This is a genomic window from Actinomadura citrea, from assembly GCF_013409045.1.
GTDB lineage: Bacteria > Actinomycetota > Actinomycetes > Streptosporangiales > Streptosporangiaceae > Spirillospora > Spirillospora citrea.
Genome location: NZ_JACCBT010000001.1, coordinates 1,751,499 through 1,765,676, shown reverse-complemented (window position 1 = coordinate 1,765,676; position 14,178 = coordinate 1,751,499). Strand labels below are relative to the sequence as shown.

Sequence of the window (14,178 nt, the reverse complement as noted above, 5' to 3'; positions counted from 1 at the left end):
CGGGACTGCTGTGGGCGAGTTCGATGGCACCCCGCCGCGGGACACCCGGCGGGATGCCGGGACGACGCGGCGGGACGCGGGGGTGCCCGGGCCGCGCCCGGCGTCGCTGACCCGGCGGGAGGGGCACGGTCCGGGAGATCCGCTGATGCGGCTGCCGGCCGTGCTCGGCGAGCGGTACGCGGTGGTCGCCGAACTGCCCGTGCAGGGCGCCGAGTCCGACCTGCTCCTGGTGCGCGACGGCGACGGCGCCGAGTTCGTGGTGAAGATCTTCCGCCGCGGGTACCGCGCCGACCGGGAGGTGTGGGCGAAGCTGCCCGCGCTGGAGGCGCCGAACGTCCTGCGCATCCTGGAGACCGGACACGCCGACGGCCGCGACTACGAGGTCGCCGCGTACGCGCCGGACGGCAACCTGCGGACGCTGATGGACGAGGGGCCGCTCCCCGGCGAGACGGCCGGCGAGGTCGCCGCCCAGCTCGCCGCCGGTCTGCGGGCGCTGCACCGCGCCGGCATCGTCCACCGGGACCTCAAGCCCGAGAACGTGCTGGTGCTGGGCAGGGAGCCGCTGCGCCTCGCGATCGCCGACTTCGGGCTGAGCCGGGTCCTCGACCAGAGCGTGGTGTTCGCCTCGTCGTCGCGGACGCTGGCCTACGCGGCGCCGGAGTCGCTGTCCGGCCAGGTGTCGCCGGCGCGCGACTGGTGGTCGCTCGGCATGATCGTCCGGGAGCTGGCCACGGGCCGGCCGCCCTTCCAGGGGTTGAGCGAGACCGTCGTGGTCGACCACCTCGCGACGCGGCCGGTCAGCGCGGACGACGTCCCCGACCCGCGGCTGCGGCTGCTGTGCCAGGGCCTGCTGACCCGCGACCCGCGCGGAAGATGGACGGGCGAGCAGGTCCGGGAGTGGCTGGACGGCGGTTCACCGCAGGTCGCGGAGGAGAGCGTCCAGACGGGCGTCGGGCTTCCGTTCAAGGGGCGGCGCTACACCGGCAGGAGTGAGCTGGCGCGCGCGCTCGTCGAGAACTGGGACCACGCCGCCCAGTACTTCTTCGGACGGGGCGAGTCCGGCGAGGCGTGGCGGAGCCTGCGGGAATGGCTCGCGGAGATACCCGACGACAGCCGCATCGCGCTCGTCGACGGCCACCTCATGACGACGCTGCCGCCCGACGTCAAACTCCTCCACTTCGTCCGGTGGCTGGATCCGGCGATGCCCCCGCATTACCTCGGCCGCCGGATCACCGCCGCCGACCTGCCCGGACTGGCGGGCCTGGCCGCCGACCGGAGCCATCCCGACCACCGCACGGCCTGCCTCATCGGGCGGGCGCTGTGGGAGCACCGCCTGCTGCCCGTGCTCGCCGGCTTCGCGGGCGGCGAAGAACTCGCCCGGGTCGACGACCAGTGGCACGCGCACGTGTCGGCATGGAACGACCTGGCGCGCTGGCTGCGCGAGCAGGGCTCCACGCCGCCGGGTCTCGCCGGCCGGCTGCCCGACGCCGGCGCGGAGGAGCCGCCCGCCGTGCTGCTCGCCCTGCTCGCGCTGGCGGCGCGTCCGGACGAGACCGGGCCCCTGATCGCCAAGGGCGCGGAGCGGGCGCGCGCGCCCGTCTCCGAACCGGTGCCGTGGTTCTCCTGGATGGTGGACGGGGCCGGCGACGATCCGCTGCGGCTGCTCGCCGTGGCGCGTGCCGCCCCCGAGGCCGTGGCCGAGAGCGAGTCGCGAACGCGCGAGCGGCACGCCGCCGAGCAGCGCGACGAGGCGCTGCGCACGCACTGGGCCGACCGCGAACGGCGGCGGCTCGCCGGGCGCAACTCGGCCATGGTGAAGGCCGTCGCGCTGACGTCGCCGCTGCTGTTCTTCTGGCTCCTGGTGAGCTGGGTCATCGGGTCGCTGTTCGGCGGAGGCGACGACGACGGCACGACATCGGTCGGCCTGCACAGTTCCTCTTCGGGCATTTCCTTCGGCGTTCTGGCCGTCGCGTCCGTGCTCGCCTGGGCGGTGCAATGCGGCGGCGAGGTCTTCGTGGCGCGCGCGCAGGGCGCGGACTACCTCCCCCACGGTCCATGGGCGATGCTCTCGGGCATCCTCGGCGCGGGCGGCCGCGGACTGTCGACGGCGTCCCAGACGATGTCGGGCGCCGCGCAGCGGACCGGGCGGCGCGGCTGCGGGTGCGTGCTCGTCGCCGCGACGGTGCCGCTGCTGCTCTTCCTTCTCCTGCTCGCGGCGGTGACGTCCATCGCGAGCCTGCTGTGGGTCCTCGTCCTCATCGCCGTCCCCGCCGCGCACGCCGTCGCGGCCGGGGTGCGGCTGCACCACTGGCGGCAGGCACGGGCGATCGGAGGGACCCCATGAGCAGCGGGATCGACGCGGACATCGCGCTGGACGCGGCGGTGGTGCTCAGCCTCGGCATGAACCGCCTGCTCGGGCACGGCGCGGGCCTGGCCGGACGGGGCGCGGAAGCGCTGGCGGCGCTCGCCGCCGGGCGCGCGGAGGCGCGGGCGGCGGCGCTCGCCGAGGTCCGGACGCACGAGAGGGCGCTGCGCGAGACGGTGGAGCGCAACGCGCGCATCGCCGCGCTCGCCGAGACCCGCGCGAAGATCGGGGCGGACGTGCCGCTGCCCGGCCGGCTCGACCCGGCCGAACGGTCCGCCGCGGAGCTGACCGCCTGGTGCGCCGCGACCGACCCCGTCCTGGACGAGGCCGAACGGCGCCTCTCCGAGCACCTCGCCGCCCAGGTCGGCACGCAGATCTTCGACGTCCCCGCCGAGGGCCTGGAGTCCGCCGCCGGAGACGCCGCGCCGCCGCCGCGGGCCGGCGACCTGCGCGAGCACCTTGAGCGGATCATGACGCGGCTGCTGCCCGACGCCGGGGAGGCGGAGCGGCGGGCGGTCGCGGAGGCGGCGGGGCTGCTGGCCGGCGTCGCGACGCCGGCCGACGCGGAGGGCGTCCTGCAGGAGGTGCGGCTGCGGATCCAGGAGGCCAACCGCCGCACCCGGGAGCGGCGGGACGAGGAACGGCGGCGGGCGGCCGAGCGCGACGCCGCCGAGCAGGCCGAGGCCGAGCGCCGGTACGTCCTCGACTCGGTCACGGCCGCGTTCGAGGACATGGGGTACGAGGTCCAGGCCGGGTTCGAGACGCTGACGGCCGAGGACGGCACCGTGACGCTGACCAAGGGCGCCTGGCCCGACCACAGCGTCCGGATGCGCGTGGACGACGCCGCGCACGTGCGCGCCTCGATGGTGCGCGAGCGGCCCGCGGAGAGCGAGGACGACCGCCGGGTGGACATCGAGCGGGAACAGGAGTGGTGCGAGGCGTTCGAGGCGGCACGGGAGCGCCTGGCGGGGGCGGGGATCCGCTCGGACGTGGCGTGGCGGCTGGAGCCCGGGGTGCGTGAGCTGCCCGTTTCGGCGGAGGCACGGCAGACTAGGGGCCGTGCCGCCCAACGCGAACGCTCCCGCGAGCGTCACAAGTGAGGTGTGCAGGGGGCGCGCGGACGGAGTGGAGTGACTAGATGAGCATTGATTCGCCGACCCTCGGGGGGCGGTTGCAGGGTTGGCCGCCGTTCATCCGGGAGCTCGACGCGACCCTCTCGGTGCACTCCCAGTACGTCCTGTCGGGGAACCTGCACGACAGTTTCCTCGCCCCGTCGGACGGCGGCCCGGCTCGGCTGCTCCCGTTGCGGGCCCTGCTGTGGGAGACGCTGCACTCCAGCGGCGCGTCCTTCATGGCCGTCTACGACCCGGTGGACGGGCTGCAGATCGTTCCCGACCCGGGCGAGGCGTCCGGGGGCGAGGCGGCGTCGGCGGCGGAGTCGCTGCTCGGCAAGATCAAGGCGGACGAGAAGCCGTCGCTGGAGGGGCTGACGCGGCATCTGGCCGCGATCGCCCGGCCGCAGGAGAACGTCCGCGCCGCGTTCCTGATCGACTCGGCGTCGCGCATCGCCCGGACCCCGACGGACCTGGAGCCGGCCGAGCGCGACTTCTTCCGGTTCTGCGCGAAGCTGTCGCGCAGCGCGCGTCCCGTCCGGGTGACGGGGGCGCGGCCGAAGCCGCTCTACAACCCGGTCATCTGGCTGGTGGAGCGGCCGGGCGACCTGCCGCCGTGGCTGACGGCCGACAACGAGAACATCCGCGAGATCACGATCCCGCGCCCGCATCTCGGCGACCGGCAGGAGACCGCGCGGCTGCTGGCCCGCGCGTTCGGGGTGAGCGACGTCGGGTCGGACGAGGTGGCGGCCGCGGCGTGCGACGCGTTCGCCGAGCAGGCCGACGGGCTGACCCTCCAGTCGATGATCGAGGTGACCCGGCTGGCGAAGGAGCGCAACGTCGACCTCGCCGACCTGCCGGACGCGGTCCGCACCTACAAGCTGGGCGTGCTCGACAACCCGTGGAGCCGCGGGCACCTGCGGCGCCGGGTGCTGGAGGGTGAGAAGCGCGTCCCCGAGCGGGTGATCGGGCAGCCACAGGCGGTCACGAAGACCCTGGACATCCTCAAGCGGGCGGTGCTCGGGCTGTCGGGCGCGCAGGCGACCAGGTCCGGCAGCCGCCCGCGCGGGGTGCTGTTCTTCGCGGGTCCGACCGGCACCGGCAAGACGGAGCTGGCCAAGGCGATCACCGAGCTGGTCTTCGGCGACGAGTCGGCCTACCTGCGCTTCGACATGAGCGAGTTCTCCGGGGAGGGCTCCGGCGACCGGCTGATCGGGTCGCCGCCCGGGTACGTGGGGCACGAGGCCGGCGGCGAGCTCACCAACGCCGTCCGCGAGGACCCGTTCCGGGTGATCCTCTTCGACGAGATCGAGAAGGCGCACCCGCGGATCCTGGACAAGTTCCTGCAGATCCTGGAGGACGGCCGGCTCACCGACGGGCGCGGCAACACCGTGCACTTCTCCGAGTCGATCCTCATCTTCACCTCCAACCTCGGGATGTTCGTGCCGGGGCGGGACCTCACGGCCGGTGACGGGTCCGCGTACGGGGCGCCGGACCGTGTGCAGAACATCACACCCGGGATGTCCTACCAACAGGTCGAGCAGCGCATCAAGGGCGCCGTCGCCGACCACTTCACGGCGGTGCTGAACCGGCCGGAGCTGCTCAACCGGTTCGGCGACAACATCGTCGTGTTCGACTTCATCTCCGGCGAGGCCGCGCACAAGATCTTCGACCTGCAGTTCGCGAACATCTGCCGGCGGGTCACCGAGGAGCACCGGCTCGTCCTCGCCGTGAAGGGGGACGCGCTGCAGACGCTCCGCGAGTGGTGCACGGAGGAGCTCGCCAAGGGCGGGCGCGGCATCGGCATGGCGCTGGAGTCGCACTTCGTCAACCCGCTGGCGCGTGCGCTGTTCGACCGGGAGCTCGTCCCGGACGAGAAGGTGACCGTGACGGGGATCCGGCGCGAGGGCAGCATCGTGCACCTGGACCTCCAGTGAGCACGGGCCGTCCCCCCGCGGCCGGAGACGGCGCCGGTGAGACGCTCCTGCTCGCCAAGGCGCACTATCCGGTGACCACACTCGGCCCCGGGACGCGGGCGGGCATCTGGACGCAGGGTTGCACGTTGCACTGCCACGGCTGCCTCTCCCGAGACACGTGGGACGCCGACCAGGGAAGGGCGATCCCCGTCGAAGCGGTCCTAGGATGGCTCGCGTCCCTTCCCGAACCGGTCGACGGGGTGACCATCTCGGGCGGCGAACCCTTCCAGCAGCCGGCCGCGCTGGCGGCCCTGGTGCGGGGGATCCGCGCGTGGCGGGAGACCCGCGACCGTGAGACGATTGCGTTGGACATATTGGTTTACAGCGGATATGTCTACTCTCGGCTCTCGCGCGCCGCTGTGACGCGCGAGATCGTGGACATGTGTGACGCCGTGGTCACGGGGCCGTACGTCGACCGGCTCAACCCTGGGGGGCGACACCCCGGGGACGGCTCCCTACTCTGGAGGGGGTCGGCCAACCAGCGTGTCGTGCCGGTGTCCCCCCTGGGACGCGAGCGGTACGGGGCAGTGGCCGGCGTCGGCGACACTGAAGGAAGAGGGCCCCGAGTACAGGTGTCCGTGGACGAAGGGCCGGAGGGAAAGCGGGTGTACTACATAGGGATCCCGCGAAGAGGTGACATGGAGCGCCTCACGTCGAGGCTCGACCGCGCCGGGGTGCGCTCGGGGGATGTGTCATGGCGACCTTGAACTGTCCGGTCTGTGACGAACCGTTCCAGCCGGGTGATCTGCTCTGCATGAGCTGCGGGGCCAATCTGGCACGCGCCGGTGGCGGCGCTCACCAGCAGGGCCCGGGCGGGTACGAACCGCAGCGGATACCCCCGCCGCCGGGGCCGCAGCAGGGGGGCCAGCAGTACGGCGCCCCGCAGGACCAGTACGGCCAGCCGCAGCACGGGCAGCCCCAGCAGGGCCAGCCTCAGCAGGGGCAGCAGTACGGTCAGCCCCAGCACGGGCAGCAGCAGTACGGCCAGCCGCAGCAGCAGCCGCCCGCGGACCCGTGGGGCGCGCCGCAGCAGCAGCCGCCCCAGGACCAGTGGGGCCCGCCGCAGCAACAGCAGCAGCAGCCGGACGCGTGGGGTCCGCCCATGCCTCCGCAGCAGTCCCATGACCAGCACGGGCAAGGTCAGCACGGGCAGGGTCAGCACGGGCAGTCCCCGTACGGGCAGCAGCCGCAGCAGGGCCAGCAGCAGTACGGCCAGCCGCAGCAGCAGCCGCCCGCGGACCCGTGGGGCGCGCCGCAGCAGCAGCCGCCCCAGGACCAGTGGGGCGCACCGCAGCAGCAGCAGGCGCCCGACCCCTACCAGCAGCAGCCGCAGGACCAGTACCAGCAGCCGCAGCAGCAGTACGGCGCCCCGCAGGACCAGTACGGTGCCCCGCAGCCCGGACCGGCCGACCACCAGTACGGGCAGCCGCAGCATGGGCAGCCCCAGTACGGTCAGCCGCAGCATGGGGGCCAGCCCCAGCACGGGGGCCAGCCCCAGCACGGGGGCCAGCCCCAGCACGGGGGCCAGCCCCAGCACGGGGGGCAGCCGCTGCACGGCCGCGAGGCGACGCTGCTGCCGCACGAGCACAACCAGGGCCAGCAGCGGTCGCCCGCGCCCGACAGCACGGCGTTCATGTGCCCGTACTGCGAGGCGGTGCTGTCCAACCCGGGCGCCGCACAGTGCGACTCGTGCCTGCGCCCGCTGCCGCAGAAGGGCACGCCCGTCCTGCGCGTCCAGTTCCCCACGGGAGAGCTCAAGGTCTCGGTCGGCCAGCACCTGGTGCTCGGCCGGGACGCCGGCCAGTCGCCGGTGGCGACCACGTTCACGCAGTACGACAACGTCTCGCGGCGCCACTCGACGGTGTGGCTCGACCCGTCCGGGACGGCGTGGGTGCGCGACGAGGGCTCGACCAACGGGACGTTCGTCAACGGCGAGCGTCTCCCCCGCGGCGTGGACGCCCCGCTCCGCGACGGCGACCAGCTCCGCCTGGCCGCCGATGTCACGGGCACCGTCCAGCTGAGCTGAGCAGCACGCGTCAAAGGGGCGGCCCCGCGGTTCCGAGAACCGCGGGGCCGCCCCTTTGGGCTTCGGCGCTCAGCCGGCGCGCTTGGTGCGGGCGCGCGTGCGCTCGCGCTCCTTGGCGTCCAGGACGACCTTGCGGATGCGGACGGCGGTCGGGGTGACCTCGACGCACTCGTCCTCGCGGCAGAACTCCAGGGCCTCCTCCAGCGACAGGAGACGGGGCGGGGTGAGCCGCTCCAGCTCGTCGCCGGTGGACGACCGCATGTTCGTGAGCTTCTTCTCCTTGGTGATGTTGACGTCCATGTCGTCGGCGCGGGAGTTCTCCCCCACGATCATGCCCTCGTACACCTCGGTGGTCGGGCCGACGAAGAACGTCCCGCGCTCCTGGAGGTTGGTGATCGCGTAGGCGGTGGCGGCGCCGGACCGGTCGGCCACGAGCGAACCCGAGGGACGGGTGCGCAGCTCGCCGAACCAGGGCTCGTAGTCCTCGAAGACGTGGTGGGCCATGCCGGTGCCGCGCGTCTCGGTCATGAACTCGGTGCGGAACCCGATCAGGGCGCGGGCCGGGACGAGGAACTCCATCCGGATCCAGCCGGTGCCGTGGTTGGTCATGTGCTCCATGCGGCCCTTGCGGACCGCCATCAGCTGCGTGACCGCGCCGAGGTACTCCTCGGGGATGTCGACGGTGAGCCGCTCGACCGGCTCGTGCTTCTTGCCGTCGATCTCCCGCGTGACGACCTGCGGCTTGCCGACGGTCAGCTCGTAGCCCTCGCGGCGCATGTTCTCCACCAGGATCGCCAGGGCGAGCTCGCCGCGGCCCTGCACCTCCCAGGCGTCGGGACGCTCGGTCGGCAGCACCCGGATCGACACGTTGCCGACGAGCTCGCGTTCGAGCCGGTCCTTGACCATCCGGGCGGTGACCTTGGTGCCCTTCTCGCGGCCCGCCATCGGACCGGTGTTGGTGCCGATCGTCATGGAGATCGCGGGCTCGTCCACCGTGATCAGCGGCAGCGGGCGCGGGTCCTCCGGATCGGCGATGGTGTCGCCGATCATGATGTCGGGGATGCCGGCGATGGCGATGATGTCGCCGGGCCCGGCGTCGTCCGCGGGCTTGCGGGTGAGCGCCTCCGTCATCAGCAGCTCGGTGATCTTCACCCGGTCGACGCTGCCGTCGTGCCGGCACCAGGCGACCTGCTGGCCCTTCTTGATCGTGCCGGCGTGCACCCGGCACAGCGCGATCCGGCCGAGGTAGCTGGAGGCGTCCAGGTTCGTCACGTGCGCCTGGAGCGGGGCGTCCGGGTCGTAGGACGGCGCGGGGATCGTCTCGGTGATGACCTTGAACAGCGGCTCCAGGTCGTCGCTGCCGGGCATCGTGCCGTCCGCGGGCTTGTCGAGCGAGGCCCGCCCGGCGCGGCCGGACGCGAACACGATCGGGAAGTCGATCTGCTCCTCGTCGGCGTCGAGGTCCATGAAGAGCTCGTAGGTCTCGTCCACGACCTCGTCGATGCGCGCGTCGGGACGGTCGGTCTTGTTCACGACAAGGATCACCGGCAGCCGCGCCTCGAGCGCCTTGCGCAGCACGAACCGGGTCTGCGGGAGCGGGCCCTCGCTGGCGTCCACCAGGAGCACGACGCCGTCCACCATGGACAGGCCGCGCTCGACCTCGCCGCCGAAGTCGGCGTGCCCCGGAGTGTCGATGATGTTGATGGTCAGCCCGTTGTGCAGGACCGCGGTGTTCTTCGCGAGGATGGTGATCCCCTTCTCGCGCTCCAGGTCGTTGGAGTCGAGCACCCGGTCGTCGACGTCCTGGTTCTCGCGGAAGGCGCCGGACTGCCAGAGCATGGCGTCGACCAGCGTCGTCTTGCCATGGTCGACGTGGGCGACGATCGCAACGTTACGGAGGTCGTCGCGCGTGGAGATGGGCATGCGGGTTCGCCTTGCGTGAGAGTTCGGGAGTCGCCGCAGACACGCGGCAGTACCCATTCTACTTGGCCGTGCGTACCACCCACTCCGAGCCGTTCGTCCCACCGGTCGCACGGGCCTCGATTGGCCAACTTTGCGCATCCTTTGTAATCTGCCCGAGATCCGGTCGTCCGGAGTCCCACCCCCCGGGACTGCGGCCGGAACGCCGAATCTCCCGCGGGAGAACCGGGGACCCACCACCCTCGGGGTGAATCGACGCTCGTCGTAGGGCGACTCCGGCCCGAACCCGTCAGCTAACCCGGTAGGCGTACGAGGAGAGGAGAACACCGGCTTGGCTCCGGATTCCCACCGGCGGCGTCGCGTTCTGCCCACCGCCACCGCCACCCTGCTCCTGATCGGCCTCGGCGCCACCGCGCCGAACCTCGCCCACGCCGCGCAGCCGTTCCGGCCCGCCTCCGCGCCGTCGGCTCCGAGCCCCACGCCGACGACCGAGAAGGGCCTGCGCAAGAGCCTCGACGCGCTGAACGAAGAGGCCGAGATCCTCACGGAGAAGTTCAACAAGGCCCGTGTGGAGTTCAACAAGGCCCGCAAGGCCGAGCAGGACGCCACCAAGGAGGCCGAGCGGCTGCGCGCCCTCGCCGAGCCCGCCCGCCGGCGGCTCGGCGCCCTGGCCGCCGCGAACTACATGGCCGGCAGCCCCGACGTCCTCTTCGGCTCCGGCGCCTCCCCCGAGGGGCTGTCCGACCGCGCCTACCTCGCGCAGAGCCAGGCCACAGCCGTCCTCGCCCTGAAGAAGCAGATCGACCAGGCCGACGCCGCGGAGCGCACCGCGAAGGCGAAGACCGCCCAGGTCAAGAAGGCCTGGGACGACGCCAAGAAGGCGCGCGAGGCGGCCAGGACCAAGGTCTCCGAGGTGATGAAGCGCCTCGACAAGCTGACCACCACCCACGCGAGCGACCCGCGCACCGGCCTCAGCGCCACCGTCAAGGGCTCCGGCCTGCCCGCGAAGATGGCCCGCAAGGCGCTCACCAAGCTCGGCTCCCCGTACGTGTGGGCCGCCGCCGGACCGAGCAGCTTCGACTGCTCCGGCCTCGTCGTCTGGGCCTACGGCCAGGTCGGCAAGCCCGGCCTCCCGCACTACACCGGCGACCTGTTCGCCATGGGAACCAAGGTCTCGCGCGGCGCGCTCCGCTCCGGCGACCTCGTGTACTTCGGCGGCAACCTGCACCACATGGGCATCTACCTGGGCGACGGCAAGTACCTCCACGCCCCCCAGACCGGCGATGTGGTCAAAATCTCCAAACTCTCCGACCGCTCGGACTTCGCAGGCGCGAACCGTATTTCTTAGCGTTTTTCTCCTCCTTCGGGCCTGGCGGCCCTCCATCGTCGATAAACGCGGGCGATCGCTGGCATCGCTTCGTCTCGCCTTGCGGCTCGCTGCGCGATCAGGTTCTCGCTTCGCTTGAACCTGCCTTCGGACGCGATCGCGGCCCTTGGGGTTGTTGCGGGGTTGCTGTGGCGGCTGAGGTCGGTCGTGAACGGCTTGGGTGCTCGGCCGATCTCGATCAGATTCACGCTTCGCTCGAACCTGCCTCCGGACGCGATCGCGGTCCTTCAGGTTGTTGCTTGGTTTCGGCGGTGGCCAGGGTCGGCGCGTTCGGGCTTGGGCGCCCGGGTGGATCCCCGCGGGGCGGGCCCGGGTTCAGGAGGTTCTAGGTGAGGCCCTGGGCGGCCAGGAGGTCTATCACTGGGCGGTCGCCGGGGAGCCAGTCGACGTCGTAGAGCTCGGGCGGGGTCAGCCAGCGGAGTTCCAGGTGTTCCAGAGGCTGGGGCTCGCCTTCTGCCAGCTCGGCCGTCCAGACGCGCAGGACGGCGCGCTCGCTCAGGCGCCAGTCGCCGCCGACGCGGCGGACGAGGCGCACCTTCACGGCCAGTTCCTCGTGGCACTCGCGTACCAGGGCGTCCTCGTCCGACTCCCCGGGGTCGACCTTGCCGCCGGGGAGCTCCCAGCCGCCCGCCATGTGCGGCGGCTCGGCGCGCTGGGCGGCCAGCAGCCGCCCGTCCGCGAGGATCGCCGCCCCCACCACCACGAGATCGATCGCGACCAGCTCCTCTCCGTCTTCGTGATCAGACCGCGGCGCCGGTCCGTCCGGTTCCGTTCCCCCGGAGGGAGGCGACCAGACGCGTCGCGTCGCGGACGATCTCCTCAAGGTGGTCGCCGTGCGCCCCGCGCCAGTAGACCTGCCCGCACCCGGCGCAGCGGCCGTAGACGTCGTAGCTGCGGCGCGTGCCCGCCCGCAGCTCGCGCTCGATCTCCTCCTTGTCGACGGGGACGAGCTCGCCGTTGCAGGCGGTGCAGCGCGTCCACGGCCGCAGGACGGGCGCGAAGCGGTCGAGCAGGTCGCGGAGCTGGTCGTCCGGCCGCGAGCCGCGGACGTAGGCGCCGAACCACAGGGCGCGGCGGCGCAGGAGGCCGCGGTCCTGGGTGAGCAGGACGCGGCGCTCCTCGTTGGCCTGGACGACGAGCGCCGGGTCGTCCATGTCGTTGTGGTAGGCGGTGTCGAGGCCGAGCAGGCGCATGCGCCGGGCCAGCGTGCCGAGGTGCACGTCCAGGAGGAAGCGGGGGGCGACCTGGCCCGGCTCCAGCGGCACGGGCTGGGGGCGCGGCACCGCCGCGACGCGGACCTCGGCCCCGGCGTCCGGCCGGGTGGCGGGCCCGGCGGGCTCGCCGTCGGCGGTCATCGGGCCCGCCTCGGGCAGCGGGACGCCCAGCGACTCCACGAGGTGCCCCAGCGTCGAGGTTCCGTCGAAGGGCACCCGCGCCGGGGACTCCCGCCGGGTGGCGGGCAGGAACATCAGCAGCTCGTCGGCGACGCGGATCGTTATCTCCACGCCGATCAGCATGCCACGCGCGGCCGACGGTTCAGGCGGCCGTCACGTGCGCGGCGGAGTCCGACAGGCGCGCCAGGAGGGCGGGGACGTCATGTCCGCGCAGCACTCCCCCGCGCTTGACCACCCGTCCGCCGACCAGGACGGTGTCGACGTTGCGGGTGTCCGCCGCCAGGACCACGGCCGCGATGGGGTCGTGGGCCGCCGCGAGGCCGAAGGTGTCGGTGCGCAGGACGAGGAGGTCGGCCTGCTTGCCCGGGGTCAGCGATCCGGTGACGTCCGCGAGCCCCGCGACCTCGGCGCCCTCGATCGTGGCCGTCCGCAGGGCGTCGGCGGTGGTGAAGCCGAGGCCGGCGCCGTCCGGGCGTCCCCGTTCGAGGACGTAGGCGGCGCGCATCACGCTGAACATGTCGCCGGGGCCGGAGGCGACCGTGTCGGCGCCGAGCCCGGTCGCGGCGCCCGCGCCGCGGGCACGTCCGGTGGGCGGGGCGCCGATGTCCAGTGCGGCCTCGATGGCGGGGGCGACGGAGACCGTCCCGCCGCTTCCGGCGATCCGCTTCAGGTCCTCGTCGGTGTAGAAGTTGGCGTGGACGTACGTGGCCGGGTGGTCCATCAGCCGGTGGGCGTCGAGGAACGCCAGGCCGCGAGCGGCGCTCTCGGCGCCGTGGCCGCCCATGTGCACGGTGACCGGCAGCCCGAACTCGCGGGCCGTGCGCCACTCGGCGAGGGCGCGCTCCTCGCCCGCGATCTCGGGGCCGAGCGCGGCCATCGCCATCGTGACGGTGCCGCCCGGGGCGGCGAAGTGCTCGCGGTGGACGCGGCCGGTCTCGGCGGCGAGCGCGCCGAGGTCGCCGTCGCCGCCGTAGCAGTACCCGAACACCGCCCTGATGCCGGCGGCCCGCAGCGCCGCGATGTTCGCCTCGGTGTGGTCCGGGCTCAGCTGGATGTGCGACCAGTCGACCAGCGTCGTGATGCCGGAGTCGAGGCACTCCAGGGACCCGGCGAGCGTCCCGGCGAACACGTCGTCCGGGCGGTACCGGGGCGCCAGCTCGCCGAGGACGCGGCGCAGGTAGGCGGGGAGCGTGCCGTCCGGCAGGGCGGCGCGGATCCCGGCCTGCCAGGTGTGCCGGTGGGTGTCGACGAAGCCCGGCATGACGATGTGCCCGGTCGCGTCGATGGTCTCGGCGCCGTCCGGCGCCGCCAGGTCCGGACCGACCGCGGCGATGCGGCCGTCCTCGACGAGCACGTCGGCGGTCCCCAGCACGGTGGGTTCGGGGGCGGTGTCGATGACGAGGCCGTTGGTGATCAGCAGGGTCGTTGTCATGCTTAAAAGCTTAAGAGTTAGCTTTCTAAAAAGCAACTGGTGGAGCGAGTACGCTCGGGGCGTGCAGGACGAGATCGATGACGTGGCCGCCGCGTGGCGGCGGGACGGGCTCCCGGAGCCGCTCGTCGCGATGCTGGAGCTGAGCAAGCGCGCCGGGCGCGTCGCCCTGCTGGTCCAGCAGGCCCTCCGGGGCCCCCTGGCCGAGCTCGGCCTCACCTACGCCGAGTTCGAGGTGCTGACCGTGCTGCGCCGGGAGGGCGAGCCGTACCGGTTGAGGCCGAGCGAGCTCACGCGCTCGGCGTTCCTCACCTCGGGCGGGACGAGCAACGTCCTGCAGCGGCTGCAGAAGGCGGGCTACGTGGAGCGCGAGGCCAACGCCGGCGACGCGCGCAGCCGCTTCGTCCAGCTGACCGCGGACGGGCTGCGCGTCACCGAGCAGGCCCTGGCCGCGTCGGGGACGGCGCACGAGGAGGTCATGGCCCGGGTGCCGCCGGAGGACGTCCGGGCCGCCGCCGACGCGCTGCGCGAGGTCCTGCTCGTCGTGGGCAGGCGCCGGTTCCGCTGAA

The 14,178-nt window shown here is 73.1% G+C and carries 12 protein-coding genes and 1 riboswitch; of the genes, 7 read left to right on the top strand and 5 right to left on the bottom strand.

The features are described from left to right. Positions 1-10: 10 nt before the first annotated feature. Genes BJ999_RS08495 through BJ999_RS08480 form a run of 4 tightly spaced genes read left to right on the top strand, consistent with a single transcriptional unit; the run spans position 11 to position 6,160 of the window. On the top strand, positions 11-2,344 hold the full coding sequence (locus tag BJ999_RS08495; RefSeq protein ID WP_179832774.1) for a serine/threonine-protein kinase: 2,334 nt from the start codon (positions 11-13) through the stop codon (positions 2,342-2,344). Next, a complete protein-coding gene (locus tag BJ999_RS08490; protein WP_179832773.1) occupies positions 2,341-3,465 on the top strand; it encodes a response regulator receiver protein in 1,125 nt (374 codons plus the stop codon). The genes BJ999_RS08495 and BJ999_RS08490 overlap by 4 nt, the downstream gene beginning before the upstream one ends. Before the next feature lie 38 nt (positions 3,466-3,503). Continuing rightward, positions 3,504-5,414: an AAA family ATPase gene (locus BJ999_RS08485; RefSeq protein WP_179832772.1), complete on the top strand. Its 1,911-nt coding sequence runs from the start codon at positions 3,504-3,506 to the stop codon at positions 5,412-5,414. Continuing rightward, positions 5,411-6,160, top strand: a complete 750-nt coding sequence (locus BJ999_RS08480; protein ID WP_179832771.1) for a 4Fe-4S single cluster domain-containing protein — start codon at positions 5,411-5,413, stop codon at positions 6,158-6,160. The genes BJ999_RS08485 and BJ999_RS08480 overlap by 4 nt, the downstream gene beginning before the upstream one ends. Here the strand turns inward: BJ999_RS08480 and BJ999_RS08475 are convergent. Next, positions 6,064-7,035: a hypothetical protein gene (locus BJ999_RS08475; protein WP_179832770.1), complete on the bottom strand. Its 972-nt coding sequence runs from the start codon at positions 7,033-7,035 to the stop codon at positions 6,064-6,066. The two genes, BJ999_RS08480 and BJ999_RS08475, sit on opposite strands and share 97 nt — an antisense overlap. Before the next feature lie 51 nt (positions 7,036-7,086). On the opposite strand from BJ999_RS08475, the gene BJ999_RS08470 reads away from it, so the two are divergent. Then, a complete protein-coding gene (locus BJ999_RS08470; RefSeq protein ID WP_179832769.1) occupies positions 7,087-7,479 on the top strand; it encodes an FHA domain-containing protein in 393 nt (130 codons plus the stop codon). A 69-nt stretch (positions 7,480-7,548) separates the two neighbouring features. On the opposite strand, the gene typA is transcribed toward BJ999_RS08470, so the two are convergent. Next, positions 7,549-9,402, bottom strand: a complete 1,854-nt coding sequence (typA, locus tag BJ999_RS08465; RefSeq protein ID WP_179832768.1) for a translational GTPase TypA — start codon at positions 9,400-9,402, stop codon at positions 7,549-7,551. A gap of 190 nt (positions 9,403-9,592) precedes the next feature. After that, positions 9,593-9,723: riboswitch (cyclic di-AMP (ydaO/yuaA leader) on the top strand. A 7-nt stretch (positions 9,724-9,730) separates the two neighbouring features. Between typA and BJ999_RS08460 the strand changes: the two genes are divergently transcribed. Beyond that, positions 9,731-10,747 carry a C40 family peptidase gene (locus tag BJ999_RS08460; RefSeq protein ID WP_179832767.1) on the top strand — a complete coding sequence of 339 codons (1,017 nt, stop codon included), beginning with the start codon at positions 9,731-9,733 and terminating at the stop codon, positions 10,745-10,747. Between the two features lie 364 nt (positions 10,748-11,111). Here the strand turns inward: BJ999_RS08460 and BJ999_RS08455 are convergent, their stop codons facing one another. The 3 genes from BJ999_RS08455 to BJ999_RS08445 all read right to left on the bottom strand — a co-directional run bounded on the left by BJ999_RS08455 (position 11,112) and on the right by BJ999_RS08445 (position 13,612). Beyond that, complete coding sequence (locus BJ999_RS08455) at positions 11,112-11,498, bottom strand: (deoxy)nucleoside triphosphate pyrophosphohydrolase (protein ID WP_179838411.1); 387 nt, start codon at positions 11,496-11,498, stop codon at positions 11,112-11,114. 28 nt (positions 11,499-11,526) lie between these two features. Beyond that, positions 11,527-12,255 (bottom strand): Mut7-C RNAse domain-containing protein, encoded by a 729-nt coding sequence (locus BJ999_RS08450; protein ID WP_229810284.1) that lies wholly within the window; start codon positions 12,253-12,255, stop codon positions 11,527-11,529. A 67-nt stretch (positions 12,256-12,322) separates the two neighbouring features. Beyond that, positions 12,323-13,612, bottom strand: a complete 1,290-nt coding sequence (locus BJ999_RS08445) for an amidohydrolase family protein (RefSeq protein WP_179832765.1) — start codon at positions 13,610-13,612, stop codon at positions 12,323-12,325. A 61-nt stretch (positions 13,613-13,673) separates the two neighbouring features. Between BJ999_RS08445 and BJ999_RS08440 the strand changes: the two genes are divergently transcribed. Beyond that, the gene (locus BJ999_RS08440; protein ID WP_179832764.1) at positions 13,674-14,177 is read left to right on the top strand and encodes a MarR family winged helix-turn-helix transcriptional regulator; all 504 of its coding nucleotides are present in this window, start codon (positions 13,674-13,676) and stop codon (positions 14,175-14,177) included. Position 14,178: the final 1 nt, after the last annotated feature.